Below are 26,027 nucleotides of genomic sequence, written 5' to 3'. Positions count from 1 at the left end.
CCGTCGCTCGCAACAAGCTCAAAAGCGCTCAGCACCGACCTTCGATCATCGCCGCGTGCTGGATTCAGGCAACCTTGTGGTGACGTCATGATTTATGGAAAGGTCAATAGTCCGCGCAATCGCGACTTGCGCACGTTCGTGCGGGCTGTCGTACGGACTACACCCATGCCGTGCGATGTGGGTCACTGCGTCGGCGCGCGACACACCGGCCGCCGGGAATGCAATTCGCTAGCGATGAGCGTCGGCAAACACGGAGAAAGCACCATGGCTAGCGTCCTTCAGGAGTTCAAGCAGTTTGCGATCAAAGGCAACGTGGTGGATCTCGCGGTCGGCGTGATCATCGGCAGTGCGTTTTCGACGATCGTCAACTCGATCGTCAAGGACCTGATCATGCCGATCGCCGGGAGCGTGACCGGCAATCTCGACTTTTCGAACCGGTTCATCCGGATTGGCCATCTGCCGGCGACCTTCAAGGGCAATCCCGACTCGTACAAGGATTTGCAGACGGCAGGCGTCGCGGTGCTGGGCTATGGATCGTTCGCGACGGTCGTACTCAACTTCCTGATCCTCGCGTTTATCGTGTTTCTGCTGGTCAAGTTCATCAATAAACTGCGTGAGCTCGAGCAGACCGGAACACCGGCCGAGCCGCCGGCGCCGCCCGAGGACGTGCTGTTGTTGCGCGAGATTCGCGACACCTTGAAGGATCAGAAGCAGCGCGCGTGATCGGATGCCGTGTGCGGCTGCAATGCGTGACTGCAATATGTGACTCCAATATGGCTGCTACATGCGCATGCAATGCGGCAGTGCAATGCGCGCGGGCTGTGGGAACGCCAGATGCTCTGAGTACAACGAACCCAGCTCATCCATGCAGCGCGGCCATCACGTCGCGTGCACTGCAACAAGGAGACTGCCCATGACGCACCTCGCCTCCGATCCCGCGTCGGACCCGCCCATTCCCGATCAACCCGCGATACCGCCCGACCCAGGCCCCGGCACGCCGGAGGATGTGCCTGACGTCGGCATACCCGAGCCCGAACCGGACCGCGCGCCGCCGCAAACAGGCGGGAAGCGAACAGTGAGCGGGCAGAAAGCCGGGCCGCAAGCGTGCGGCGCAACGCGTCACAAGCGGTCGCGGCGCGCCGCCGCATCGTGTCACGTCTTCCCTTAAAGCCTATTAGCCTGGCAACGCCAATTGATTTTTTAAGCTAGCGCACACTTTATTGGCCTAGTTAGATGCATGTCATTCCGAAGACCAATGACAGATAACTAACCCAGCTTCGCGATGCCGAACCCGTTCGCGCCCGCATCGCCTGTGAGCCTGCCCGATCTCGCAGTCGGGTCGGACACGGTCGATTGCGTCGATGCATTCGCCCGTGTCACTCTGCCTGTCAAGTCGATGGTCGCACCGTCCGGCCTGGCTAGCGCGTTGCCGGTCACCGCGAACCGCCGATCCGCATCACCGCGAAGGGCTGTGCGAGCCCGCTCGAGTCGCTTCCCCTCTTCCTGTCATTCAAACCGCCACCCTTCATGACCGAACCGCTGAGTCCCCGTTCACGCCTGATTCCGATCACTCGCGACACACACGGTGTCGACATCGATCTGGTCTACGCGACCGGGCACAACCTCACCGGCAAGCCGATCTACCGGTACGCGCATTGTCTGCTGCTCGAACCGGCCGAGGTCGCGCTGCGCGCCGCGATTGCGATCGCGCGTGAAAGCGGCCTCACGCTGCGCATCTTCGATGCGTACCGTCCGCCGCAAGCGCAACAGGTGCTGTGGGACTTTCTGCCCGATCCGACCTATATCGCCGATCTGACGCGCGGCTCGAACCACAGCCGCGGCGCGGCCGTCGACCTGACGCTGGTCGACTCGCACGGCGCCCCGCTCGATATGGGCACCGGCTTCGATGCGATGACGGTCGAATCCGAGCACTTTCATCCGGGTCTGCCGGCGCACGTGCAGCGCAACCGGCTGATGCTGCTCGGCGTGATGCATGCGGCGGGCTTCACGCACATCAAAAGCGAATGGTGGCACTACGAATTGCCGGGGGCGCTCGCGTTGCCGCTGATCGACAACGCGGACAGCGGCCCATGGCGGCTCATGTAGGCACCGCGGCGTCAAACACGCAAGGTTCGAAAATCCAGAAGGACGTCACGACCTTTCAGGGGAACACGGATGAAACAGGTTTTGCGCAACGCGCTCGCCGCGACCGCACTGGCCGGCGCGCTCGGACTTTCGCTGACGGCGACGCCGCCCGCCCACGCGGCGACGCCGAAGGACATGCTGGTGATGGCGACCATGCTCGACGAGTTCTCGACACTCGATCCTGGCGAAGTCTACGAGCTCGTGCCGGAAGAGTACATCGCGAATACCTACGACCGGCTCGTGCGCGTCGACCTGAAAGATCCGTCGAAATTCAACGGTGACGTCGCGCAATCGTGGAGCGTGGGCCCCGACGGCCTGACCTTTACGTTCAGGATCCGAAATGGGCTCAAGTTCCACTCGGGCAATCCGCTCACCGCGGACGACGTCGCGTGGTCGATCCAGCGCACCGTGCTGCTCGACAAGGGCGCGGCCGCGGTGCTGCAAGGCATCGGCCTCACGAAGGACAACGTGCTGCAACGCGTGAAGAAGATCGACGACACGACGGTGAGCGTGACCACCGACCAGAAATACGCGCCGACCTTCGTGCTGAACGTGCTCGGTGCGTGGCCCGCGTCGGTGGTCGACCGGCAACTGCTGCTCTCGCACCAGCAGAACAACGACTACGGCAACGGGTGGCTGCGCACCAACGAGGCGGGCTCGGGCGCGTACAAGCTCGTCAGGTGGACCGCGAACGACAGCCTGATCCTGCAACGCTACGACGGCTACCGCATGCCGCTCGCGATGAAACGCATCGTGCTGCGTCACGTGCCGGAAGCCGCGAGCCAGCGCCTGCTGCTCGAAAACGGCGATGCCGATATCGCGCGCAACCTGAGCCCCGACGATCTCGCAGCGCTCGAAAAATCGGGCAAAGCCCATGTGATGGCCGTCCCCCAGGCGACGCTGCTGTATCTGGGCCTGAACGTGAAAAACCCGAATCTCGCGAAGCCCGACGTGCAGGAGGCGATGAAGTGGCTGATCGACTACAACGGCATCCAGACCAACGTCGCTAAGACCACCTACAAGGTGCACCAGACCTTTCTGCCGGAAGGCTTTCTCGGCGCGCTGAACGACAACCCGTATCACCAGGATGTCGCGAAGGCCAAAGCGCTGCTCGCGAAGGCCGGCCTGCCGAACGGCTTCAGCGTGACCATGGAAGTGCGCAGCAGTTACCCGTACAGCGAGATCGCGCAGGCGGTGCAGGCGAATCTCGCGCAGGGCGGCATCAAGGTCGAAATCATTCCGGCGACAACAAACAGACGCTCGCGAAATACCGCGCACGTCAGCACGATATCTATATCGGCGAATGGTCGGCGGACTATATCGACCCGCACAGCAATGCGCAGGGCTTTGCATGGAACCCGGATAACTCCGACAAGTCGAGCTACAAGATGCTCGCGTGGCGCAATTCGTGGGATATTCCCGATCTGACGAAAGAGACGAACGAAGCGCTTGCCGAATCGTCGACGGCCCAACGCGCGCAGTTGTACCAGACGATGCAGAAGCAGATGCTCGCGCACTCCCCGTTCGTGATCATGTTCCAGCAGGTGTCGCAGGTTGCGATGCGGCCGGGTGTGAGTGGCATCGAAGTCGGCCCGATCAACGATCTCGTGTCGTATCTGCATCTGAAGAAAGAGTAGACGACGCAACCCGAAACTGACGCCGACACGGCCGCCCGCCCTACGCGGTGCGGCCGCCACGCAAGGAAGCCGTGATGTCGACTCCCGTTAGCCCGCGCGCCCCGCACGCGCCACGCACCCCGCTCGACCGGCTGCGCGCGCGGCACGCGGGCATGCGCTGGACGCTGCGCATGCTGCGCTGGGCGATCACGCTCGCGATCACGTTTGTCGGGCTGCTCGCGGTCACGTTTGTGATTGGCCGCAAGGTGCCGATCGATCCGGTGCTCGCGATGGTCGGCGACCGCGCATCGGCATCCGCGTATGCGGCCGCGCGTGCGCAGCTGGGTCTCGACCGCCCGCTCGCGGTGCAATTCTGGCTCTACGCGCGCGACGTGCTGCACGGCAACCTCGGCATCTCGCTGCTGACCGCCAACCCGGTGCTCGACGACATCAAGCGCGTGTTTCCCGCGACCCTCGAACTCGCGACGCTGTCGACGCTGATCGGCGTGCTCGTCGGCGCGCCGCTTGGCGTGATCGCGGCCGTGCGGCACAACCGCTGGGTCGATCACGTCGCGCGCTTTATCGGTCTGATCGGCAGTTCGGTGCCGGTGTTCTGGCTCGGGCTGATGGGGCTGCTGCTCTTTTATGCGCGGCTGCATTGGGTGGCCGGCCCGGGCCGGATCGACCCGGTCTATGACGGGATGGTCGACACGCATACCGGCAGTCTGCTGATCGATGCGCTGATCGCCGGCGAGTGGGAGGTGTTCTTCAATGCGCTGTCGCATATCGCGCTGCCCGCGGCGATTCTCGGCTACTACTCGGTCGCGTATCTGAGCCGCATGACACGCTCGTTCATGCTCGATCAGTTAAGCCAGGAATACATCACGACCGCGCGCGCGAAAGGCCTGCCGGAGCGGCGCGTGATCTGGCGGCATGCATTCGGCAACATCATGGTGCCGCTGCTGACCGTAATCGCGCTGTCGTACAGCTTTCTGCTCGAAGGGTCGGTGCTCACCGAGATCGTGTTCGCATGGCCCGGCATCGGTTCGTATCTGACCGGCGCGCTGCTGAACGCCGATATGAATGCGGTACTGGGCAGCACGCTCGTGATCGGCGCGACATTTATCGCGCTCAATCTGCTGACCGACGCGTTGTATCGCGTATTCGATCCGCGAGCCCGCTGATGCACCGCAGCCTGACTTTCCGTTCCCTTTCATGAGCCGTGTACGCCCTTCATCCGAACCCACTACGTTGCCTGAATCGCCGGCTGCGGCGCCGCAGGACGGCCCGATGAGCGCCGCGCCACCGCCACGCGCAGCGGGTTGGCGCGCGTGGCTGGCCAGCGACACTCCCGCGTCGCGCCACCAGGCCGCGCTCGGCCGCGCATATCGACGCTGGCGGCGTTTCGCCGGCAATCCGCTGTCGCTGTTCGGCCTCGCGATCCTGTTGCTGCTTGTCGTGTTCGCCGCATTCGGGCCGCTCGTCGCGCCGCACGATCCGCTGCAGCAGGTGCTGTCCGACCGGCTGCTGCCGCCCGGCTCGGCGTCGCACTGGCTCGGCACCGACCAGCTCGGCCGCGACATCCTGTCCCGGCTGATCTACGGTGCGCGTATTACGTTATCGATTGCGATACTCGTGGTGGTTGTGGTGGTGCCGATCGGGTTGCTGATCGGCACGGTCGCCGGCTTCTTCGGCGGCTGGATCGACACGCTGCTGATGCGTGTCACCGATATCGCGCTCGCGTTTCCGAAGATCGTGCTCGCGCTCGCCTTCGCGGCGGCGGTCGGGCCCGGCGTGATCAACGCGGTGATCGCGATCTCGATCACCGCGTGGCCGGCTTACGCGCGGCTCGCGCGCGCCGAAACACTGCGCCTCGTCGATGCGGACTTTATCCACGTCGCGCGGCTGCAAGGCGCGTCGCGCACGCGGCTTTTGCTGCGCTATATCGTGCCACTGTGCTCGTCGTCGGTGATCGTGCGCGCGACGCTCGATATGGCCGGCATCATCCTGACCGTCGCGGGCCTCGGTTTTCTCGGGCTGGGCGCGCAGCCGCCGAGCCCTGAATGGGGCTATATGGTCGCGTCGGGGCGCAACGTGCTGCTCAATGCATGGTGGGTCGCGACCCTTCCCGGCTGCGCGATTCTCGCGGTGAGCCTCGCGTTCAATCTGCTCGGCGACGGCTTGCGCGACGTCTTCGATCCGCGCCACGGAGACTGACCGATGGGACCTCAATCGCCATCCCGCACCGCTGCGGCGCCGCTCGCCGAAATCGACGATCTGCGCATTGCGTTTCGCGGCCACGACGGCGTGCTCACCGACGCGGTGCGCGGTGTGTCGCTCACGCTCAATAAGGGCGAGCGGCTGGGCATTGTCGGCGAATCCGGCTCGGGAAAATCGCTGACGGGCCGCGCGCTGCTCGGGCTGCTGCCGCCCGCCGCGCATCTGCGCGCCAAGACGCTGCGCTTTGACGGCACCGATCTGCTCGCGCTGTCCGCACGCAAGCGCCGCCGGTTGTGCGGGCAACAGATGGGAATGATCCTGCAGGACCCGAAATATTCGTTAAACCCGGTGATGACGGTGGCCGCGCAAATGCGCGAAGCGTTCGCGCTGCATGCGCCGAAAACCGGCCGCCGCGAAATGCGTGAAAAGATCGTTGAAGCACTGGCCGCGGTGCACATTCGCAATCCGGAGCGCGTCGCCGATGCGTATCCGCACGAGCTATCGGGCGGCATGGGGCAGCGCGTGATGATCGCGATGATGGTGTCGAGCGGCCCGCGCTTGCTGGTCGCCGATGAACCGACCAGCGCGCTCGACGTGCTGGTCGCCGCGCAGGTGCTTGCGATTCTCGATGAGATGATCGGGAAGCACGATACCGGGCTGATTTTTATCAGCCATGATCTGCCGCTCGTGATGTCGTTTTGCGACCGCGTCGTCGTGATGGTGGCGGGGCGTGTCGTCGAAACCTGCGCGGCGCGCGATCTGTTGCACGCGCAACATCCTTATACGCGCGGGCTGCTTGCCGCGAATCCGCCGCTGGCGAACCCGCCGGATGAATTGCCGGTGCTCGCGCGCGATCCGGCTTGGCTGATCGATCCGCGCGAGGCTGCACGAGGAGCCGCGACATGAACGAACCGATGATCAGCGTCGATGCCGTCACCGTTCGCTTTCGCACGAAAACCGGCTCGTTCGACGCGGTGCGCGACGCGTGCTTTCAGGTCGGTGCGGGTGAAGCGTTCGGTCTGGTCGGTGAATCGGGGTCCGGCAAATCGACACTATTGCGTGCGTTGACGGGGCTGGTGCCCGTGGCAAACGGCCGGCTTTCGGTCGGTGGACACGCGGTGGGCGAGCGGCGCGGCACGAAAGACCGCACGTTGCAGCGCCACGTGCAGATGGTGTTTCAGGACCCGTACGGGTCGCTGCATCCGCGCTTCACTGTCGACCAGACGCTGCGCGAGCCACTCGCGATCAACCGGCTCGATCGCGAGGACGAACGGATTGCGGCCGCGCTGCGTGAAGTCGGGCTCGGGCCGGGGTTTCGATTCCGCTATCCGCACCAGCTTTCGGGCGGGCAACGGCAGCGTGTGGCGATTGCTCGCGCGCTGATCGTCGAGCCGCGCGTGCTGCTGCTCGACGAGCCAACTTCCGCGCTCGACGTGTCGGTGCAGGCGGAAATACTGAACTTGCTGCGGCGTCTCGCGCGCGAGCGCGATCTGACGATCATCCTCGTCAGTCACAATCTCGCGGTGGTGGGCTTTCTGTGTTCGCGCGTCGCGGTGATGCGTGATGGCGAGATTGTCGAGGAACTGGGTATCGAGGCGGTGCGCGCGCAACAGGTGCGGCACGACTATACGCGTAGTCTGCTGGTGGCTACCGCGGGATATAGGCGGAATGCGGCGGATGCGATTGGTGTTGATGCGGCGTTGTAGAGGATACGAAAACTTCGCCCGCGTCGAGCCGTCCGTTAAATCTCACCGGTAGCACATCAAGGCATTGCACCTAGTTGAACGCTTTGACGAATCTTTGCAATCTGCCACCTAGCCCTGCGATACGTATACGCCCCTCAGACCGATCCGGAGGTGCGGCACATGTCGATGGCATTGAAAGTTGCATGGGTGGAGACAGGCCATGTCCTATAACGGGCTCCACGTTCCACTGGATATTGGCACCTGGAATTGCATACTTGTGCCAGCGAACGAATACCGCAGCCCGTCTGGCGATTGGCTGTGCTTTGTGAAAGGCGACGAGTTGCAGCAACTTGAAGCGGACCGCCGCGCCTTCGACCTGTACTTCCGGCCAAACTACGATTTCCGGTCACTGATACGCGGCGAGATTGAGGCTATCCGTTCTTTCGTGCGCGACCTGCTGAAAGTCGCGCACTGGAATCTACCGACCGATAACGCGCGTATCGAACGCATGCTCAAGCAGTCTGTAAGAGATGGGCGGGTGGTACCCATCGTCGATCGGGAACGGCGCTCACCGACGCACACATATCGACCGACGCCCGCGCCACTTCGATGGCCACCGTCAGGCGGCAGCAGTCCTGCGGTTCAGGTCACTCCCTATGTTGGGCGGCTGTCGGCGGCAGAAAGTGGTGGACTAGCGGCTGTCGGCACGGCAACTGCGGTCGAGCGCACAAGCGCTAGCGACGCACGAAATGGCTCGACGTCGCTGGCGTTGCAGTGGGTGCGGCCGGCACTTTAGCGCTCTGCGCATCCGCAGTCGCAGATGGCGACGACGAGGACGGCACCGGAATAACACCGCTCGGCGATGCACACGCGTTTGAGTACACGCCGGATCCATTGAGCCACGACGTCGAACAACCGGCAGCCAGCACGAACAATCCCAACTACGCGGCGAAGATGCTCGGATACGGTCGCCAGACCTTCGGTGACATGATCCACGCCATGAAGGACAGCCTCAATCTGGGCGGCGCAAACAACGTCATTTGGCACGACAACGGCGACGTGGAATTCAATGGGCGGATCATAGGTAACATGCATGACTACCGATAAGGCCGATATGGACTCACATCAACTCGCGCACGCATCATTCACAATCTCCGGCGATGACGTCAATCCCGAATTCTGGACACGGTATTTCGGCGTTGAACCTGATACAGCAATCGTCAAGGGCGAGCCATTCGTCACGTCATCCGGCCGAACCAGCAGTATGCCAGGGCGTACAGGCGTATGGGGCGTGCGAAGTCAATCCGCGGTCAAAAGCGATTTGCTCGAGCCCCACCTTCGTTATCTGATCGAGCGGCTTGGGTTGCCGCGTGAAGATCTTCGCGAAGCGGTTGCGCGCGTTGGCGCGCACATGCGGTTTTTCTGCTATTGGGAGAACTACACGGGGGACCGTGTGCCTTGTGTCCCCGACGATATCAAGGCAATGATGGAATCGATCGGCGGCACGGTCGAGATTGACGAGTATCGCTAGCATCGCGTCAATTCTTGCCGGCATAGGCGAGTCGCGATACTTCGACCACGCAAAGGACAGATGCAAAACCAGAACAAGACCTTTGGCTGGGAACGGGCAAAAAACAACGACTTGCTGTTCAAAGTCTTCGATGAATATCCATCCTTTCACGATTCCGCCGTGGCGACCTTCTGCATGGAAAGAAAGCGGCGCTCATTCGAAGGAGCGGACGCAAAGCCGTTACCGCATGGCCGCGCTCGCTATCTGACCGACATCAGGCTTGAAGTGCTCCATAACCGTTACGGGAAACCCCGTACCGACGGCCACTCCGACTATCTGGTGATCGTGGAATTGCTCGACATCAGATCAGCGGAGATCGATGTCAACGCCATGCTCGAAGAGGCTTCCATCATGGAGATTTCGTTATCCGATGCCGCCGATAATCTGGTCGCCTTCGACCTCATGCCGAACATCGGGCTTGATATTCGCGTGACTTGCAAGGAAGTCGTCATCGGCGCCGTGCGGCCGTACAACCGCAGCGAGCCCTGATCACCCCGCCATCACCCTGTTGCGCCCCCGCGCCTTCGCCGCATACAACGCCGCGTCGGCGCGCGCCATCAGATGCGCGAGCGTCTCATCGCGCCGGTACTCGTCCGCGCCCGCGCTGAATGTATAGACAAGCAATTCGCCATCCGCGAGCCGGCAGCCGGCGGCCGCAATCGTCGCGCGCAGCCGGTCGAGCTGTTCGACCGCATCGCCGCGCCCGGTCGACGGGTACAGCACCGCGAACTCCTCGCCGCCCAGCCGCCCGAAGATGTCCGACGAACGGATATTGGCCGCCACGACGCGACCGAAATGCGCGAGCACTTCATCTCCGCACGCATGACCGTACTCGTCGTTGATCGCCTTGAAGTGGTCGATGTCGATAATCGCGATCGACAGCCGCGTGCCATTCGCGAGCACCTGCCTGATGCGCGCCTCCGCGCGCGCGAGAAACGCACGGCGTGTCAGCGCGCCGGTCAGCTCGTCGATGTTCGCCCAGCGCTCCAGACGCTCGGCCATGCGGTCGTGCGCAAGCATCACCATGCCGATCGACAGCGACGGGAGCGCGAGAATGCCCAGCCCGAGAAACGCGATATTCACCACGTTCGCCTGCAGCAGCGTGGTCTGGTGCACCAGCCCGAGCCCATAGATCAGCCCGCGCGACATATGGCCGAGCGCGCCGATCGATGCGGCCGCGGTCACGAAGTGATAGCTGTACTTCGGTCGCCCAGGAATATGACCCTTATAAGTGATCCATGCGACCGATGCGTACACATAGGCGTGGAAAAACGACGAGCTGGCGATGCGCGCGTTGATGTCCGTCACCACATACGTCCAGCACAGGAAGCCGAGCATCATCGCGGCCCAGCACACGTATTCGGCGAATTCGACGGGTTTGCGCCCGAAAAACTGCCGGCAGCCCTGCAGCATCTGCAGCACTGCTATGGAAAAGACGCCGTTGGCGACCATCACCGACAGATACAGCGGCGTGCTGCGTTGCAGTGCGAACAGAATCAGCCCGACGATCGCGAGCGCATTGCCGCGAATCCAGTAGCCGATGCCGGGAATCGCCGCGGGTCTGAGCGAGCCGAGCACGGCCATGCTCATGATGCCCGAGAGCACCGTCACGATCAGGATACTGGCTGGGTCTAGCATGGGCGGTGCAATGCAGCGCAAAGCGCCGCGGAGGTTGCAGGAAGCTTGCAGCGCCGCGCCGGGGCCGGCGCTGCCGCGCAATAGAGAACGTGTCAGACAGTTTACGGCACAAACGCGGCATTTCTTGAAAACATGAGCATCATGTCGCGTTTAGAATCTTCGCATGACTGAACCGCCGACCCTGCCCGCGCGCAACGAACCCGAATTGCCGCTGCACACGCCGAGCGGCGCGTCGCTGAGCGCCGCCGCGTTCATCGCGTTGATCGCATGGCTCGCGCTCGCCGCGCAAGCCGACATTACGATCGGCCGGCTTGCGGTACGCGGCTATGGCCTGCTCGACGCGCTCGAACGGATGAGCAGCTACCTGACCAACCTGACGGCGCTGCTGTGCGCGCTCAGCTTCACCTGCGTGGCGCTGCGCCCGTCGACGCCGCTCGGCCGGTTCTTCCGCGCACCGACCGTGGTCACGGCGACCGTCGTATACATGGTATTTGTCGGCCTCGCGTACAACCTGCTGCTGCGGCATCTGTGGACACCATCGGGCTACCGGTCGCTCGTCAATGAAAGCCTGCATACCGTGCTGCCGATTTTTGCCGCGCTTTATTGGCTGCTGTTCGTGCCGCGCTTTCATCTGACGATTAGGCAAAGCCTGCTGTGGCTCGTCTATCCGCTCACCTACATAGCGGTCACGATGCTGCGCGGCAGGCTGTCGGACTTCTATCCGTACCCTTTCATCGATGTGCTCGAACTCGGCTATGAGCGCGTGCTGATCAACGAAACGCTGCTGGTTTGTGCGTTTCTGGGGCTGATGGCGATGTTTCTCGCGATCAATCATCGGCGGCCGCGCTCGCGCGATTCCTCGGCTGTGCAAAACGTCCGGCAGGACGCGGGATCTTAGCGGCGCAACGCGCGGCATCGCGCGCCGATCGGGCGTCACCGTCGCCAAACGATTGCGAGCGCCGCGAGCGTGTCACCGACGCCGCCGCGCGCGCCGCTATCGACACGGCCGTCGCGTGGCGCACAAACGCCGCGCTGCCGGCACAGATCGCGCGATACCGTGAAAGGGAAACAGCGGCACACGGTTTGCGACGCCTGCTGGCATCCAGCCGTCCGCTGCCGATCGCGCACGTTCGCGATCGTCCCTCTACGACCGACATGAGGTTTCCGATGCCCACTTCTGAGCCGATGCAAAAGGTCGCCGCCCTCGCCGATCTCGAAGAAGCCCGCCCGCGCCGCGTCAAGCTCGCCGACACGCCGATCCTGCTGATCCGCACGGGCAACACAGTTCACGCATACAGCGCCGATTGCCCGCATGCGGGCGCGCCGCTCGAAGAAGGCGCGGTCTGCCACGGACGGCTGATCTGCCCGTGGCACAAGGCGACTTTCGAAATCGACAGCGGCGCGCTGGTCGAACCGCCGGCGCTGCTGCCGCTGACACGCTATCCGGTGAAGATCGACGGTGGCGACGTGTTCGTGTCGGCCGAACCAGCGGTCGACGCCGCAGACGGCGTGATCGAAGCACAGCATGCGGCCACGCAGCGAAGCGATGCAGCACGGCCGGCGAAAACGGCCACGCCCCGCATCTTCGCGATCGTCGGCGCGGGGGCGGCCGGCACCGCCGCGTGCGCCGCGCTGCGCGAGTTCGGTTATCGCGAGCGCATCGTGCTGATCGACGACGACGCGCACGCACCCTACGACCGTACCGTGCTGAGCAAATTCGTGCCGTCCGGTGAAATGAAAATCGACGCGGTGCCGCCGCTGTTGCCCGATGGCTTTTTCGAACAGCATCAGATTGAGCGCGTGCATGCGCACGCGACGCGGCTCGATGCGCAGCGCCGTGAAATCGAGTTCGACGGCAAGCCGCTGCTACGCTACGACGCCGCGCTGATCGCGACCGGCGGCACACCCAAGATGCCGCCGTTGCGCGGCAGCGAAGACCCGGCGCTCAACGAGCGGCTGCTGTTGCTGCGCAATCGCGCCGATGCGGCGCGTCTGGCCGAACTCGCCGCGCAGGCTAAACACGTGGTCGTGCTCGGCGGCGGGTTTATCGGGCTCGAAGTCGCCGCATCGCTGCGCAAGCGCAAGTTGCGCGTGACGGTCGTGTCGCCGACTGAGGTGCCGTTCGAAAAGCAGTTCGGCGCCGAACTCGGCCGCATCTTTATGAAACTGCATGAGGAGAACGGCACCACGTTCCGGATGCGCACGCAGATCGAAGGCGTCGAGGCCGGCAAACCGCTGCGCGCGCGGCTCTCCGGCGGCGATAAGCTCGATTGCGACTTTATCGTCGCCGGAACGGGCGTCGCCCCCGCCACCGATTTCGTGACCGGCGTCGCGCACAACGACGACGGCGGACTGAACGTCGATGCGACGATGCGTGTCGCGGACAACCTGTACGCGGCGGGCGACGTGGCCGCATTCCCATACGGCGACAACCGGCGCGTGCGCATCGAGCACTGGCGCGTCGCGCAGCAGCTCGGACGTGCGGCGGCGCGTGCGATGGCCGGCGCAGGCGATGGCGAAGCGCTTGTGCCGTTTTTCTGGACCGATCACTTCGACAGAAACTTCAACTATCTCGGCCATCCGCAATCGTGGGACGAAACGGTGATGACCGGCTCGCCGGATACGTATGAGTTTGTCGCGCTGCTGTGCAAGCATGGTTTTGTCGCGGGCGCGCTGGGGTGCGCCGCGACACTGAACTCGCGCGTCTGGCCGAAGCGATGCGCGAGCCGCTTGGGCGCGATGAGGCGCGACGGTTGATTGGTGCGTAAGCCCTGTACTCCGCGCTCGCAGGAACGCTATCCCGCTGAAGAGCCGCTCGCGCCAGCGTGACATCTGGCCGTGCGAGCAAGCGGGCGTCACCCCGTCGCGCGACAGGAAGAACGTCGTGTGTTTCGGATCGAAGCGCCAGTCGCGAGGCTCCTGACGTCGGATACCCGACAGCGCGGCAACAACCAGAGCGCGACCGTGCCCACCACACCAGACGAACCGATCGAGGACGCGCTCGCGCATTGGTCGAGTGTGTTCTATTCGTTTGGTCCATCGATTTCGCTGCCGATTTTTCAGGGTGGCGCACTGGTTTCGAACCTGCGCGTCTCGAAGGCGCAGCAGGCGCAGGCCGCGCTCGAATACCGGAACACAGTGCTGCTCGCGCTGCGCGACGTCGACAACGCGCTGGCCGTCTACCGGACTGACCAGACGCGGCGCACGTCGCTCGAGCGCAGCGCAGCCGCGCAGCAGGACGCGTTCGACGTTGCGCGCGAAAGCTATCGGAAAGGACTGGCGACCTTCATCAATGTGCCCGATGCGGAGCGGCAGCTGTCGCAAGTCCGGCAGCAGTACACGCAAAGCACAACCCAGGTCAGCACCGATCTCGTCGCGCTGTACAAGGCGCTCGGCGGTGGCTGGACGCTCACGCCGGCTGCCCGGTCCGGGGTGTCGCCGCGGGCGCCTGACGCGCCCGCCTCCGTTGACGCGCCTCCCGCGGCGCAGGCACTGAACGCGCCCGCCGCCCGCTGATTGCAGTGCATTTCGCGCCTGTGATGGCGAAATGCGCCGGCCAGCGCGACAAAGAACACACACTATCGCGGCCGACAGGTATATCGTTTGCAATGAGTGGTTAGCGCACAGCGACAAGCTATCGCGCATCGATATCGTCTCCTCCTCGGCAGATCGATCATGCAGAGACCCACGCCCGCCCCGCCGCGCATTTCAGTGGTCGTACTGACGCATGATCGCGCCGGTCAACTGGTGGGCACGCTCGCGCGGCTCACGTCTCTGCCCGAACAGCCGCCGCTGTTCGTCGCGGACAACGCGTCGCATGACGACACCGTCAAACTCGTCGATATGCTGTTTCCGCAGGTGCGCGTGGTCCAGTGCGGCGCCGACCTGGGCGCCGCGGGCCGCAACCGCGCGGTGGCGTGCGTGCGCACGGACTATGTCGCGTTCTGCGACGACGATAGCTGGTGGGAACCCGGCTCGCTTGCGCAGGCGGTGAAGCTGCTCGACGGCGCGCCGCAGGTTGCGGTGCTCAGTGCACGCATGGTGGCCGGCGAAAACGGCGCGACCGACGCAGCCTGCATGCGCATGGCCGCGAGCCCGCTCGCCACGCCCGGCGCGCCGGGGCCGACGCTGACCGGTTACCTTGCGGGTGCCTGCGTGTTTCGTACTGCGGTGTTTCGGGCGGTCGGCGGGTATGAGCGGCGGCTTTTCACCGGCGGCGAGGAAGCGCTGCTTGCTCTCGACGTATTGAGCGCGGGCTACGCGATCGTGTATTGCCGGGACCTGACGGTGCATCGCGCGGCGTCCGCCGTTGGCGATCGCTGCGGGGACGACCGCGGCGACGACGGCGGGGATGGCCGCAGGGATAACCGCGCACGCGGCGTCAAGCGCGCACGCCGCGTACGCGACCCAAGCGCGAACCGCGACCCCGACACCGCGTTACGACGGCGCCTGCTCGCACGTAACGCGGCGTGGATCGCATGGCTGCGCCTGCCGTGGCGCGACGTCTGCCGCACCACCTTCGGCGCGCTCGCGATGTTTGCGCGCGAGCATACGGTGTGGCGCGATGGACGGACGATGATCGCTGGCATCGGATGGGCGCTGGCGAACCGGCACCGGGTCAATGCGCAGGTGCTCGCGATGCGCGCCGAAGCGCAGGCCGCGGAGCGCCGTCTTGCACGCCGCGGCCGCGCCGAACGCGATGCGCAGCACGCGAAGCACACAGTCGCCGAGCCGCGTTCGCACGATCACTAACCGTTTCGACGGAAATCGGTGGGGCCGCCTAAGTGCGACCGCGAGGTAAGGCCAGCCAGGTGAGTCCGCAGAGGTGAGTCCGGGGAGATGGGACCGCGGGGGTGAGTCCGCAGGGGTGAGTCCGCGGAGGTGGGGCCGGCCCGGTGCGATCAGCCAGGTGGAGCCGCGGAGGTGTGCGCAGCCACGCGACCGCGCCGAGACGCCGCCGGCTCACCGGCGAAGCGCGCGCAGCGCCCGGGTCATCCCTTCGACCGGCGGCTCAACGCATCAAGCGCCCAGCGCAACTGCCGGTCTGTCGCACGCAAGCGCAGTTCATCCGATGCGAGCGCCGCGAGCGCGGCGAGCGCCTCGCGTCCTTCTTCATCGAGCGTACGCGGCTCGTAGTCGATCACGCATAGCGAGCCGAGCGCGAACCCGTCCTGATCGACCACCGGCGCTCCCGCATAAAAACGGAAACGCGGGCCACCGGCGACCGCGGGATTATCCGCGAAGCGCGCATCGTGTTCCAGATTGGCAACGACGAGCACGTCCCGCTGCAGGATCGTGTGGTTGCAAAATGCCCAGCTGCGCGGCGTTTCAGTGAAGTTGGGCAAGCCCTGCCTCGACTTGAACCACTGCCGTTGCGACGTGAGCACAGTCAACAGCGCGATCGGCGCGTTCAGCGTGCGGCTCGCAAGCCAGGTCAGGCGGTCGAACGCCTCTTCCGGCGCCGTGTCGACCAGCCCCGCACGCTCAAGTGCGATCAGGCGTTGCGCTTCGTTCGCGGCAACCGGGTAAGGCGCGGCTGGATCGGGCCGGCCAGCCGCCGCGTCACGATCGCGCAGCAGATCGCGCACCACCGCCGGCAACGCTTGCACATGCGCGACACCCGTGATTCTGGCAGGCGAGCGCGCGTCTTCTTCGGACGCCGCATCCGCTCTGCCCCCTGGCCCATCGCCTGTCTGACCATCCGGCTCGCCGCCGAGCGTGACGATGTGCGATGCGCCTAGCGCCGGTTGCGCCGCGCACCGCGCGACGAATTCGACTCGCGCGGCACGCTCGCCGCCGATGTCATCGCCGCCGTCGCGCAGATCGACGACCACCAGCGCCGGCAGCCGCAAACCGATAGCGAACGCCGCGTCCTGCGCGTTGCCATACGCGTCGACAGTGCACCCATCGATCGCGGACAGCCACTCGACACACTCCGCAATGCGCGCCTGCGACGCGACCAGCACGACGCGCGCCGAACTGAACGGCGGCGCCTCGTCGTGCTGCGCGATCAACGCGAGCACATCAGCGCGGTAGACGCGCCGATGCCCGCCCGGCGTCTTCCATGACCGCAGTGTGCCGCCCTCGATCAGCAGTTGCGCGGTGCGAACCGACACGCCGATCAGCCGGGCCGCCTCGGAAGTGGTGAGAACGTCGTTTTCCATAACAGGCGATTGTGCCGGTATCGCGATGGATTCGCTGGCCCTTGCCCGAAAAGCTTTCACTATCACCATATTCTCAATAAAAATCAAACATAACTGGATTATTTGATAGATTTGATACTCATTTGGTAGTCTGGTATTCCCCACCCCGTGATCCTGATCCATGACCGCCATGAACCCGTCCCTGCCCGATCGGAATGCGGGCCCCGCGTCCGACCACTACGATTTCATTGTGTGCGGCGCCGGGCCGGCCGGCTCGGTCGTCGCCGCGCGCCTTGCCGCCGACCCGCGCGTGCGCGTGCTGCTGATCGAAGCGGGTGGCAGCGACGACGTACCCGAAGTGATGACACCCGCTCAGTGGCCGTTGAATCTCGGCTCCGAGCGCGACTGGGCGTTTACCGCCCAGCCCAATGCGCATCTGAACGGCCGCGCGATTCCGCTGAATATGGGCAAGGTGCTCGGCGGCGGCTCGAGTATCAACGTGGGCCTCTGGGCACGCGGCCACAAAAACGACTGGGAGCGTTTCGCCGCCGAGGCCGGCGACCCGGCATGGGGGTATCCGTCGGTGCTCGGCATCTACCGGCGCATTGAAGACTGGCAAGGCGCGCAAGATCCGCTACGGCGCGGCATCGGCGGCCCGGTGCACGTCGAGCCGTCGAGCAACCCGGTCCCGGCCGCCTATGCGCTGCTCGATGCGGCGCGCGAGCTTGGGCTGCCCACCTTTGACAGCCCGAACGGCATCATGATGGAAGGCCGAGGCGGCGCGGCTATCAATGAACTCATCGTGCGCAACGGCCGGCGCCAGTCGATCTTCCGCTCGTATATCGGCGACCCGCAAAGCGTCAGTTCGAACCTGACGATCATGACCGGCACGCTCGTCAGCAAGGTACTGCTGCGCGGCACGGCGGCGGTCGGCGTCGAGGTCGTCGCGCAGGGCGGACGCCGGCGCATTCTCGCGCAACAGGAAGTGATCCTGTCGCTTGGCGCGATCCATACGCCGAAGGTGCTCATGCAGTCGGGTCTCGGCCCGCAACACGAACTCGAACGTCACGGCATCCGTGTGGTTCATCCGCTGCCCGGTGTCGGACAGAATCATCAGGATCACGTAGCGTTCGGCTGTGTGTTCGAATACCGCACGCCGCACGGAATCAGCAATAGCGGGTCCGAAGCGACGCTCTACTGGTCGAGCGACGCGCGTCTCGCCGTGCCCGATATGTTCCACTGCCAGCTCGAGTTTCCGATCGCGAGCCCGGAGACCGCGGTGCTCGGCATGCCCGAGCATGGCTGGTCGATGTTCGCCGGCCTCGCCCATCCGAAAAGCCGCGGGCAAGTCCGGCTGTCGGGCGCCGACGTGAGTGACCCGGTGCTGATCGACGCGAACACGCTGTCGCATCCGGACGACCTCGCTGCCGGCGTCGCGAATATCGAACTGTGCCGCGAGTTGGGAAACAGCAAAGCGTTCAGTGGTCTCGTCAGCCGCGAAAGGCTGCCGGGCAGGATGAACGCCGCCACGCTGCGGGACTTCGCGCGCAATGCGGCGATCACCTACTGGCACCAGTGCGGCACCGCGAAGATGGGGCGCGACGAGCTGTCGGTGGTCGACGCGCGGCTCAACGTGTATGGCATCGAGAACCTGCGCATTGCCGACGCATCGGTCATGCCGGAAATCACGAGCGGCAACACGATGGCGCCGTGCGTCGTGATCGGCGAGCGCGCGGCCGACATGATTCTCGCGGACCATGCGGTCGGCGCGTCGCCGACGACGCGGCGCGCGTAGCCGTCGCGCGCGCGGCTCCGGTGCGGCTCCGGTGCGGCTTCCACCGAGTTCCGCCGGTGCGCGCGTGGGGTCGAAATCGGCCCAGCGCCCGTGCTGCCAGCGACCCGTTGCCCACTCGATGTCGACACCGCCCGCTTCTCGCAGCGCTCGTCGAGCGCCGCGAAGGAGATCAAGCAATTGATCGAGCAATCGGTCGAGCGCGTCAAGGTCGGCACGACGCTGGTCGGCGAAGCCGGCGAGACGATGACGGAGATTATCGGCTCGGTGAAGCGCGTCACGGACATCATGGGCGATATCGCCGCCGCCACTCACGAGCAGACCAACGGCATCGACCAGGTGTCGCATGCGGTCACGCAGATGGATGAGGTCACGCAGCAAAACGCCGCGCTCGTCGAACAGGCCAGCGCCGCTGCCGCGTCGCTGGAAGACCAGGCGCGCGCGCTGCGCGATGCGGTTTCGGTCTTCAAGCTCGCGGACGATGCGGCCGCGCATGCGCGCATGCCGATGATGGCCGTGGCGTAACCACGCAAAACGCGCTGCGCTGCGCTCGCGTCCTGAACCCGCAGCGTCATCGTGCCGCGGTTCCTTATTACGCTACGACGCGCGTTTGTGAACGTACATCGCCGCGTCGGCCACCGATAGCAGGTCGTCGATCGATTTGCCGCTGTCGGGCTCATACGATGCCTGGCCGACATTGCACCGCACGTCATAGCCGCGCTGCGCTTCACGATTGAACGTATCGAGCTGATCGCGCACCCGTTCGGCCACCTGCGCGTACACCGCGGCGTCGCAGTCGGTCAGCAGCACGGCGAACTCGTCGCCGCCGAGACGCCCGATCACATCGCTCTCCCGCAATGCGTTGCGCAATACCTGCGCAAAGCCGATCAATGCGCGGTCGCCTTCCGCGTGGCCGTATGTGTCGTTGATCTGCTTGAAGCCTTTCATGTCGAAAAAGAGCAGCGTTGCGGGCCGTGCCATCCGTTTGCACATATTCAACGCATGCTGCGCGAGCACCTGAAAACCGCGCCGGTTCGACAGACCGGTGAGTTCGTCGGTCATCGCGAGCTGGAACGACACGAGTTCCTGTTCGGCCATCTCGCCGAGATCGCGCAGCAGATCCAGCTCTTCCTGATTCAGTACCCGCGGCTTCATATCGACCACGCAGAACGTGCCGAGCCGGCTGCCATCGTTCGCTTCGAGCGGATAGCCCGCGTAGAAGCGGATATTCGGGTCGCCCGTCACGAGCGGATTGTCGTGAAAACGCGGATCGTTGCGCGCATCGTCGATCAGCATGATGCCGTCGCCAAGTATCGCGTGCGCGCAAAACGAGATTTTTCGCGGCATTTCAGGGACCGACAGTCCGACCGACGACTTGAACCATTGCCGATCGCTGTCGACCAGTGAAACGGCCGCGATCGGCACACCGAAGAGCCGTTTCGCCAACCGTGTCAGGCGATCGAAACGCTCTTCGGCGGGCGTGTCGAGAATATGCAGCGAATGCAGTGTTGCCAGCCGCGCGGGTTCGTTCGCAGGGAGTGCGGGTTCCACGATGCGGATTCCATTGTGTTTGTCCGAGACCATTGGGAATTCTAGTGGAAGAATTCCGCAAATTCGCCGGTGCGTGGATGTACCCGATTCGCATCACTCGCGTGCTGCGCGCGAGTCTCAGCAAGTCGCAGTCACTGCGTTTCGGGTTACGCGGCTCACGGTTTTAGGCATACCGCTTGCACATTCCGACGGCGTAGCTGGTGCTCGACATCCGGCGCCAGCCGGACATGGACGACCGGGCATGCGTGGCTACCGACAGAATCAACAGGGAGAAACATCATGACCATGCTCAACCAGCCGGCCAGCGACACGGGCGCGCGTGCCATCGGCAAAGGGGCTGCGACTACCGCGGGCCCCGGGCCCGAGGTGATGGCGGCCGCGACGCTCGATGGCAACAAGGTGCTGTGCGCCGACGGAGAAACGGCCGGCAAGGTGAAGGACATCATGCTCGACGTGCGTACCGGACGCATCGCGTATGTGGTGATGTCGAGCGGCGGCTTGCTCGGCATCGGCGACAAGCTGTTTGCGATTCCCTGGAATGCGCTCACGCTCGACACCGGCCGCGCGTGCTTCGTGCTGAACGTCGCTGCACAGCATATCAAGGACGCACCGGGCTTCGATCAGGACCACTGGCCTTCGATGGCGGATCGGGGATGGGCCGCGTCGCTGCACGATTATTACGGCAGCGAGCCGTACTGGGGTGCGCGCGCTGCGCTGCATGATCCATTCCCGGACCCGCTCGCTGAAATGGGCGACGCGCTCGAAGGCGGACGCGGTGAATTGCGCCGCTAAACTACCCGACCCGCATCAGTAGCCGGCACGCCCCGACGCGTGTCGCCGCTGCGCGCTATGGCGCGACGCGACCCAGGCGGTGCCCGGCGCCGGGCCGCGGCATGCGCCCATCATGACGGTTGGCGAACTGCCGGGTGACAGCGGAGAGCACCGCCAAGCCTTTCGTCGGCCCTGCCGGGCAACTGCTCGACGACGCCCTCGCCGGCGCGCGCCTCGACCGCACGAACCTCTACGTGACCAATGGTGAAAGCGTTGCGCGAGGCCGGCGAACTCGCGCGCGATGCGCTCACGCATACGCGCTGACCGCGCTTACCTGACCCTCACTGCAAAATCGCGCCCGACCGTGTACGGTAGCGGGTGGTCGCGCTCGCCGGACTCAGTCGCCCGGAAACTGGGTGCAGGGACTCGTCGCAGGCGAAATGCAGACAGCCGAATAGTCGGCGGTCCAATCGAGGCTCTTCGTGACCTTGACTGCGTTCTGCAGCCCAGGGCTGCTTTCGTACGCAATAAACGACGAACAGACGACGGCGGACAGCACGACCAGCGAAAACGCAATCCTTTCAAATACTTGATATTGATGCGGCATGACGATTCTCAGATTTTGGCAAGCGGCGCCATTCTATCTTATATAAGGGTTTTTACCTAGGGGTAACCGCTTAGGTCGATTTATCTGTTGCTTTCGCCCACTTGGGCTAACTAAAAGGAGTTGATATGAAAGCGTTTTTCCCAGCCGCGTTGATTCGCACCGCTACCGCCGCCGCGGTGCTCGCTGCCGCAGCCAGCGCCCACGCACAGGTGGCCGGCACACAAACGCTCGGCGTGACCGTTGCGCAGTCGCAGGCGCTGCTGCAAGGCTGGAGTGCAAAGAAGAGCATCCTCGGGAAGCCGGTCTATAACGATTCAAACGAGAAAATCGGCTCGATTTTTGACATCGTGATCGCACCGGACGGCTCGGTGTCCGCAGCCGTCGTGTCGACGGGCGGCTTCCTCGGCGTGGCGTCGCATAACGTCGCGGTGCCGATCCAGGCGCTCGACTTCCACGACGGCAACTTCTATCTGTCCGGCGCGACAAAAGACGCGCTGAAGGCGACGCCGGCGTTCCAGTACAGCAAGGTCGACAAGCCGAAGAAGCCGCAGAAGATGGAATCGCAAGCGCAGTAACGCGGCGCCGGTCCGGCCCGCTGAAGACGGCGCGTTCCCACGCCGTCTTCGCGTGATGCAACGGCGCTTGTATATCGTCCTGGCGCCGTTTGAGCGCGGGAACAAAGTGTGCTGGAAACGGTTCGTGAGCCGCTTTGATCCGAGGAGGCGCCCATGAAAACACCCTGCTCGCGCTATTTGAATGTCGTCACCGCTGCGGTGGCCGTGTCGCTGGCTGCCCTGCTACCGGCGGCGGCGCATGCCGACGACGCGCCCAGCCCGTGCGCCGCGCTCAAGCGGATCATCGCGGCAGCGCCAGACGCCTTCACGCAGCTATCGCCGGCCGACGGCCAGGGTGTCGCACAGCCGTACGGGGATGACGCACAATGCAGCGCCACACACGCGAGCTACCAATGTGTGTGGACACCGCACAGCGACGCCGGCTCAAGCGCGGCGGCGCTGCAGGCGGTGGCCGCGGATATCGCGTCGTGCCTGCCGGACGCGACGCACGACATCAACTCGCCGGTGGCCCAGCACTTCTACATTGGCGCACGCGACGCGCGCACACAGATCACCGCGACGACTGCCGGTGCGTCCAGACTGAAGCTCGTGGTGTCGGGAAAATAGCCGCGCGTTTGCATTCGGCTGCGGTTCGGCAGCCCATTCTGTTGGTCCGGTGGCCGACGACTGCGGCGCGCCATCACTGCGCGCGATACCAGACGCGAATGCCCGAGTACCAGTGACTCACGCTGGTGTCATCGCCCGAACCGAACGTCGACAGGCTCTCCACATTGATGACGTCGACTCCCCTCTCTGCAATCCACGCATTCGCGCGCTCGACGAGTGCCGCTGCGTTCTCGTACACGTGCCCTTTGATCAGATGGCGTTGCACGACCTGCCGCTCGAAATCTTCGAATGCGATTTTCGTCGTCATCGATTGTCTCCTCGTGGGCGGTGCGACTGCGTACGTCGGACGGCGCATGCTCGGGCTGGCCGGAATTCGAGTCTAGCAAAAGGCGATGCCGGACTCGCGCAGGTCCGCGCATTGGCGATCGCGCGGGACCGCCGTTTGCTGATTCGCTAACGGATACGTCTTCAAAGGAGCGGTGAGATGACTCAAGCGACCACGCAACCGGGCGGCGATGTTCACCATCCGAGCCAGCCCAGGCACAACGACAACCAGAAGAGCAAGATGCCCGAGCGGCACGATCAGGGCCGTAAGCAGGCGCCATCGGACAAGCCGGGCAAGAAGCCCGGAGAAGGCGAAACCCCGGTTGGCTGAGCGTGTGACGCAAGCCATTGCGCGGCTTGCGTTCCTGTAGTGGCGAACTGCGTTGGCGAACCGCGCGCTCCGGGCTGTCGGCGCGGGAGCGCCGTTGCGCGTGGTTCATCGCCATGCCTGATGGAATGAACCGTGGCGGCCCCGTCTTTCCCTGGCCGCCCCTCCGATTGCCTCCTGCAGCGGTGTGCGTTAAGCGTTGCCAGCATGCGCCGGCGCGGTCCGCGATGTGTTGACACATGCGTTGCGTACCGCCCTGGGACAAACCAGAACGACGATCAAACCCACCGCGAGAACACGGAAATGCATAGTCACGTCCCTGCTGACCGTGCGAAGACCGAGAATCATCAATAGCAATTCAGCATAACGGTTTTCGACAATGCCTGTGAGTACCACAGAAACGGGAGACTCAATGAAGATCGACAACGCGCAACACGTCAGACCTGACTTCAACGACGAGGCGGAAGCATCGCGAACTTCCGGCGAAGCGCAGCCTCGCTCGTTTGCAACCCGGGGCGGCGGACCGCTCAAGGGCCAGACATCCGATACGCCGGCTGTGTCCGGCGTACCTAAACCCGATCCATCAAAGCAAAGTGCGGCCAGCACGCTTGCCCAATACAACGCGTACGGGAAGTACGCGAGCACTATCGTGAGACAGCTCCTGTTCGGTGAAAGCCGCTTCAACAACTCGAAGCTTGTGTTCAACACGGTACTCTCGAAGCTGCAGGTGGACGGCGGCTTCGTGCCGCCCGGCATTCGCTTGGGCACACTCGGCTTGACGCGGCTGAACTCGGCGATCGCAAATTTTTCAAAGGCGGCGTCGCTGATCGCCAGCGCTGCAGCCAAACAACGCGCGGGCCAGGATGCAACCGACGATATCGTGTCGGCAAGCGCGGCGATCGGCCAGGGGTTGACCGAGTCGACCGCGGGCCTTGGCGCCGACTTCGGCAACTATCTCGTGAAGCAATGGCAAACGGCATTGAGCCAAACGGGCCGTTCCGTGGGTGCGCTGCAGCCGCCGACGCCATCGACTTCAACAGGCGATGTCATCCATGAAGCGGGAACGGACGCTCCCATTCCACAGAGTGCATTCCAGTCGGATGTCGAGGCGAGGCTTGCCCATCTTCCGCCGATGTCGCCACAGCAGCACGAGGACTTGATGAAACAGGGGATGCAGACGTACAACGCGACGCTCGACGAACAGCTCAACACCATGCGGGCACAGGAAAAGCAGAAGATCATCGCCGAGCTCGAAAAAACGCCGGATGGCCGCAAACCCGCGCGACTGGTCGAGCTGTCCGCTCAGGCGGAGGCTCGGCTCGATGCGGCCGAGCAACTTGCCACGGCCGCCAAACAAGACCTTGCGATGAGAAAGGCGCAAGACGAGTCGGACTACATGCAGATGGAGAAGGAGTCGAACGACATTCGCGAGCAGTTGAAATCCGGGAAATACACCGACCCCGACGTCGCGAGCCTATCGGCGAAAGACGCCGCCGACAGGCTCGGTGCGAGGTTGCTGTCCTACCGCCGTCGCGAAGAAGAACACGCACAAAGCTTCGAGATACTCGCCGAAGACACGCCTCCCGATCTCGCGGAACTAGGCAAACAGTTCGACGCGGCGAAAAGCGTCGCCAATCTCGAAACACTGACGCAGGAAGAGAAGGTCAAGACACTGGAGAAACTGAAAGCGGACTACCGCACGCAGTTCATGAAATATCAGAATGTCATTTCGGAGCCGACCGCCAACTTGCCCGAATGGTTGAAGATTTCGCCGGCACTGAAGGCCCAGATCGGCCCGGCCGCGCTCAACACCGCCTTTGCCGCAGCCGACTTCGGCGCCCGCATCGACGACTACATCAGGAAGGTCAAAGATGGATCCTTGACCGAGGGGGACCGATTGCGGCTTGCTGGTAGCACGATCGGAATGATCGGCGGCATGGCCTCATTTATTCCGATTGTCGGGCCGTTCGTGTCGATCGGGTTGGCGATCACGGGCATTTGCGTCGGCAACCTCGCCGATCAACTCGCAGAATCGAGGCAACGCGAAGCCGCCAACGCATTGCGTGACGAAGCAGTCGACGAATATCTGAAGAAGCACCCGGAGGCTGTCAACTACGTCTACAAGTCGGACGTCGGTTCCGCGTAAACGGATGCTCTCGATGTCGAGCCGATATCCGATGGCGGGGTCGCAAGGCTCTGGCGCGCACACGACACGAACCTGACCGCCCTCCCCGCCCTGCAACCCGCACGATAGTCCCGCGCCCTTGAACGATCCTTATGGCGCGTCGCGCAGATAGCCGACCTTCGACGGGTCGCGCATCCTGAACGACACGAGCCCCGCGATCGCGCACATCGCAGTGACGTACCAGAAGAACGTCGACTCGATGCCCGCCTGCTTGAGCCACAGCGCGACATATTCAGCCGAGCCGCCGAAGATCGCATTGGCCACCGCATAC

General features: G+C 64.1%; 27 protein-coding genes and 4 pseudogenes. 25 read left to right on the top strand and 6 right to left on the bottom strand.

All coding sequences use genetic code 11. From position 1 onward, the window contains the following. Positions 1-264 precede the first annotated feature (264 nt). The 13 genes from mscL to HV796_RS34635 all read left to right on the top strand — a co-directional run bounded on the left by mscL (position 265) and on the right by HV796_RS34635 (position 9,725). Positions 265-723 (top strand): large conductance mechanosensitive channel protein MscL, encoded by a 459-nt coding sequence (gene mscL, locus HV796_RS34695; RefSeq protein WP_175232398.1) that lies wholly within the window; start codon positions 265-267, stop codon positions 721-723. Positions 724-913: 190 nt separating this feature from the next. After that, positions 914-1,168, top strand: a complete 255-nt coding sequence (locus HV796_RS34690) for a hypothetical protein (protein WP_175232397.1) — start codon at positions 914-916, stop codon at positions 1,166-1,168. A 359-nt stretch (positions 1,169-1,527) separates the two neighbouring features. After that, the gene (ddpX, locus tag HV796_RS34685) at positions 1,528-2,106 is read left to right on the top strand and encodes a D-alanyl-D-alanine dipeptidase (RefSeq protein ID WP_377694590.1); all 579 of its coding nucleotides are present in this window, start codon (positions 1,528-1,530) and stop codon (positions 2,104-2,106) included. 69 nt (positions 2,107-2,175) lie between these two features. Next, positions 2,176-3,573 (top strand): ABC transporter substrate-binding protein, encoded by a 1,398-nt coding sequence (locus HV796_RS34680; RefSeq protein ID WP_175232396.1) that lies wholly within the window; start codon positions 2,176-2,178, stop codon positions 3,571-3,573. Beyond that, on the top strand, positions 3,534-3,782 hold the full coding sequence (locus tag HV796_RS34675) for a hypothetical protein (protein ID WP_175232395.1): 249 nt from the start codon (positions 3,534-3,536) through the stop codon (positions 3,780-3,782). The genes HV796_RS34680 and HV796_RS34675 overlap by 40 nt, the downstream gene beginning before the upstream one ends. Before the next feature lie 74 nt (positions 3,783-3,856). Continuing rightward, positions 3,857-4,945 carry an ABC transporter permease gene (locus HV796_RS34670; protein WP_175232394.1) on the top strand — a complete coding sequence of 363 codons (1,089 nt, stop codon included), beginning with the start codon at positions 3,857-3,859 and terminating at the stop codon, positions 4,943-4,945. 106 nt (positions 4,946-5,051) lie between these two features. Then, on the top strand, positions 5,052-5,978 hold the full coding sequence (gene nikC, locus HV796_RS34665) for a nickel transporter permease (protein ID WP_175232393.1): 927 nt from the start codon (positions 5,052-5,054) through the stop codon (positions 5,976-5,978). 3 nt (positions 5,979-5,981) lie between these two features. After that, a complete protein-coding gene (locus HV796_RS34660) occupies positions 5,982-6,887 on the top strand; it encodes an ABC transporter ATP-binding protein (RefSeq protein WP_175232392.1) in 906 nt (301 codons plus the stop codon). An 8-nt stretch (positions 6,888-6,895) separates the two neighbouring features. Next, positions 6,896-7,687, top strand: a complete 792-nt coding sequence (locus tag HV796_RS34655) for an ABC transporter ATP-binding protein (protein ID WP_175232404.1) — start codon at positions 6,896-6,898, stop codon at positions 7,685-7,687. A 199-nt stretch (positions 7,688-7,886) separates the two neighbouring features. Continuing rightward, positions 7,887-8,462, top strand: a complete 576-nt coding sequence (locus HV796_RS34650; protein ID WP_175232391.1) for a hypothetical protein — start codon at positions 7,887-7,889, stop codon at positions 8,460-8,462. After that, positions 8,441-8,773, top strand: coding sequence for a hypothetical protein (locus tag HV796_RS44425; protein WP_246356197.1), 333 nt, complete (start codon positions 8,441-8,443; stop codon positions 8,771-8,773). The genes HV796_RS34650 and HV796_RS44425 overlap by 22 nt, the downstream gene beginning before the upstream one ends. Continuing rightward, positions 8,760-9,197 carry a DUF4279 domain-containing protein gene (locus tag HV796_RS34640; RefSeq protein ID WP_246356196.1) on the top strand — a complete coding sequence of 146 codons (438 nt, stop codon included), beginning with the start codon at positions 8,760-8,762 and terminating at the stop codon, positions 9,195-9,197. Before HV796_RS44425 ends, HV796_RS34640 begins: the two co-directional genes overlap by 14 nt. A gap of 60 nt (positions 9,198-9,257) precedes the next feature. Next, positions 9,258-9,725, top strand: coding sequence for a hypothetical protein (locus HV796_RS34635; protein WP_175232390.1), 468 nt, complete (start codon positions 9,258-9,260; stop codon positions 9,723-9,725). On the opposite strand, the gene HV796_RS34630 is transcribed toward HV796_RS34635, so the two are convergent. Next, positions 9,726-10,874, bottom strand: coding sequence for a GGDEF domain-containing protein (locus HV796_RS34630; protein WP_175232389.1), 1,149 nt, complete (start codon positions 10,872-10,874; stop codon positions 9,726-9,728). A gap of 163 nt (positions 10,875-11,037) precedes the next feature. On the opposite strand from HV796_RS34630, the gene HV796_RS34625 reads away from it, so the two are divergent. The 4 genes and pseudogenes from HV796_RS34625 to HV796_RS44420 all read left to right on the top strand — a co-directional run bounded on the left by HV796_RS34625 (position 11,038) and on the right by HV796_RS44420 (position 15,626). Further along, positions 11,038-11,772: a Pr6Pr family membrane protein gene (locus tag HV796_RS34625; RefSeq protein WP_175232388.1), complete on the top strand. Its 735-nt coding sequence runs from the start codon at positions 11,038-11,040 to the stop codon at positions 11,770-11,772. Positions 11,773-12,041: 269 nt separating this feature from the next. Further along, positions 12,042-13,631, top strand: coding sequence for an FAD-dependent oxidoreductase (locus tag HV796_RS34620; protein ID WP_343053052.1), 1,590 nt, complete (start codon positions 12,042-12,044; stop codon positions 13,629-13,631). Positions 13,632-13,874: 243 nt separating this feature from the next. After that, positions 13,875-14,390, top strand: a pseudogene (locus tag HV796_RS34615) (TolC family protein); the annotation flags it as partial. 159 nt (positions 14,391-14,549) lie between these two features. Next, positions 14,550-15,626 carry a glycosyltransferase family 2 protein gene (locus HV796_RS44420; RefSeq protein WP_246356195.1) on the top strand — a complete coding sequence of 359 codons (1,077 nt, stop codon included), beginning with the start codon at positions 14,550-14,552 and terminating at the stop codon, positions 15,624-15,626. Between the two features lie 239 nt (positions 15,627-15,865). Here the strand turns inward: HV796_RS44420 and HV796_RS34605 are convergent, their stop codons facing one another. Next, positions 15,866-17,038: a GAF domain-containing protein gene (locus tag HV796_RS34605; protein ID WP_175232387.1), complete on the bottom strand. Its 1,173-nt coding sequence runs from the start codon at positions 17,036-17,038 to the stop codon at positions 15,866-15,868. Positions 17,039-17,207: 169 nt separating this feature from the next. On the opposite strand from HV796_RS34605, the gene HV796_RS34600 reads away from it, so the two are divergent. After that, positions 17,208-18,812, top strand: coding sequence for a GMC family oxidoreductase (locus HV796_RS34600; protein ID WP_246356194.1), 1,605 nt, complete (start codon positions 17,208-17,210; stop codon positions 18,810-18,812). Positions 18,813-18,950: 138 nt separating this feature from the next. After that, positions 18,951-19,425: pseudogene (locus HV796_RS34595) on the top strand (methyl-accepting chemotaxis protein); the annotation flags it as partial. Here HV796_RS34595 and HV796_RS34590 read toward each other — a convergent pair. Continuing rightward, positions 19,407-20,363 (bottom strand): sensor domain-containing diguanylate cyclase, encoded by a 957-nt coding sequence (locus tag HV796_RS34590; protein WP_175232399.1) that lies wholly within the window; start codon positions 20,361-20,363, stop codon positions 19,407-19,409. The pseudogene HV796_RS34595 and the gene HV796_RS34590 sit on opposite strands and share 19 nt — an antisense overlap. A 282-nt stretch (positions 20,364-20,645) precedes the next feature. Here HV796_RS34590 and HV796_RS34585 point away from each other — a divergent pair, with 282 nt between their 5' ends. Together HV796_RS34585 and HV796_RS44415 are read left to right on the top strand one after the other, a co-directional pair. Beyond that, the gene (locus HV796_RS34585) at positions 20,646-21,152 is read left to right on the top strand and encodes a PRC-barrel domain-containing protein (RefSeq protein ID WP_377694605.1); all 507 of its coding nucleotides are present in this window, start codon (positions 20,646-20,648) and stop codon (positions 21,150-21,152) included. Positions 21,153-21,174: 22 nt separating this feature from the next. Further along, positions 21,175-21,394, top strand: a pseudogene (locus HV796_RS44415) (uracil-DNA glycosylase family protein); the annotation flags it as partial. Positions 21,395-21,528: 134 nt separating this feature from the next. Here HV796_RS44415 and HV796_RS34580 read toward each other — a convergent pair. After that, positions 21,529-21,738 carry a hypothetical protein gene (locus HV796_RS34580; protein ID WP_175232384.1) on the bottom strand — a complete coding sequence of 70 codons (210 nt, stop codon included), beginning with the start codon at positions 21,736-21,738 and terminating at the stop codon, positions 21,529-21,531. Positions 21,739-21,863: 125 nt separating this feature from the next. On the opposite strand from HV796_RS34580, the gene HV796_RS34575 reads away from it, so the two are divergent. Further along, on the top strand, positions 21,864-22,313 hold the full coding sequence (locus tag HV796_RS34575) for a PRC-barrel domain-containing protein (protein ID WP_175232383.1): 450 nt from the start codon (positions 21,864-21,866) through the stop codon (positions 22,311-22,313). Positions 22,314-22,466: 153 nt separating this feature from the next. After that, the gene (locus HV796_RS34570; protein WP_175232382.1) at positions 22,467-22,919 is read left to right on the top strand and encodes a hypothetical protein; all 453 of its coding nucleotides are present in this window, start codon (positions 22,467-22,469) and stop codon (positions 22,917-22,919) included. Positions 22,920-22,992: 73 nt separating this feature from the next. Here the strand turns inward: HV796_RS34570 and HV796_RS34565 are convergent, their stop codons facing one another. Continuing rightward, positions 22,993-23,226: a hypothetical protein gene (locus HV796_RS34565; RefSeq protein WP_175232381.1), complete on the bottom strand. Its 234-nt coding sequence runs from the start codon at positions 23,224-23,226 to the stop codon at positions 22,993-22,995. Between the two features lie 177 nt (positions 23,227-23,403). On the opposite strand from HV796_RS34565, the gene HV796_RS34560 reads away from it, so the two are divergent. Together HV796_RS34560 and HV796_RS34555 are read left to right on the top strand one after the other, a co-directional pair. Further along, entirely contained in the window at positions 23,404-23,574 is a 171-nt protein-coding gene (locus HV796_RS34560; RefSeq protein WP_175232380.1) for a hypothetical protein, read from the top strand. Between the two features lie 409 nt (positions 23,575-23,983). Next, positions 23,984-25,717 carry an AAA family ATPase gene (locus HV796_RS34555; RefSeq protein ID WP_175232379.1) on the top strand — a complete coding sequence of 578 codons (1,734 nt, stop codon included), beginning with the start codon at positions 23,984-23,986 and terminating at the stop codon, positions 25,715-25,717. Between the two features lie 129 nt (positions 25,718-25,846). On the opposite strand, the pseudogene HV796_RS34550 reads toward HV796_RS34555, so the two are convergent. Continuing rightward, positions 25,847-26,027 (bottom strand): annotated as a pseudogene (locus HV796_RS34550) (alpha-ketoglutarate permease); the annotation flags it as partial.

The organism is Paraburkholderia humisilvae, from assembly GCF_902859855.1.
GTDB classification, from domain to species: Bacteria; Pseudomonadota; Gammaproteobacteria; order Burkholderiales; family Burkholderiaceae; genus Paraburkholderia; species Paraburkholderia humisilvae.
The sequence above is the reverse complement of the archived record's forward strand: the minus strand, read 5'-3'. Positions and strand labels throughout refer to the sequence as shown.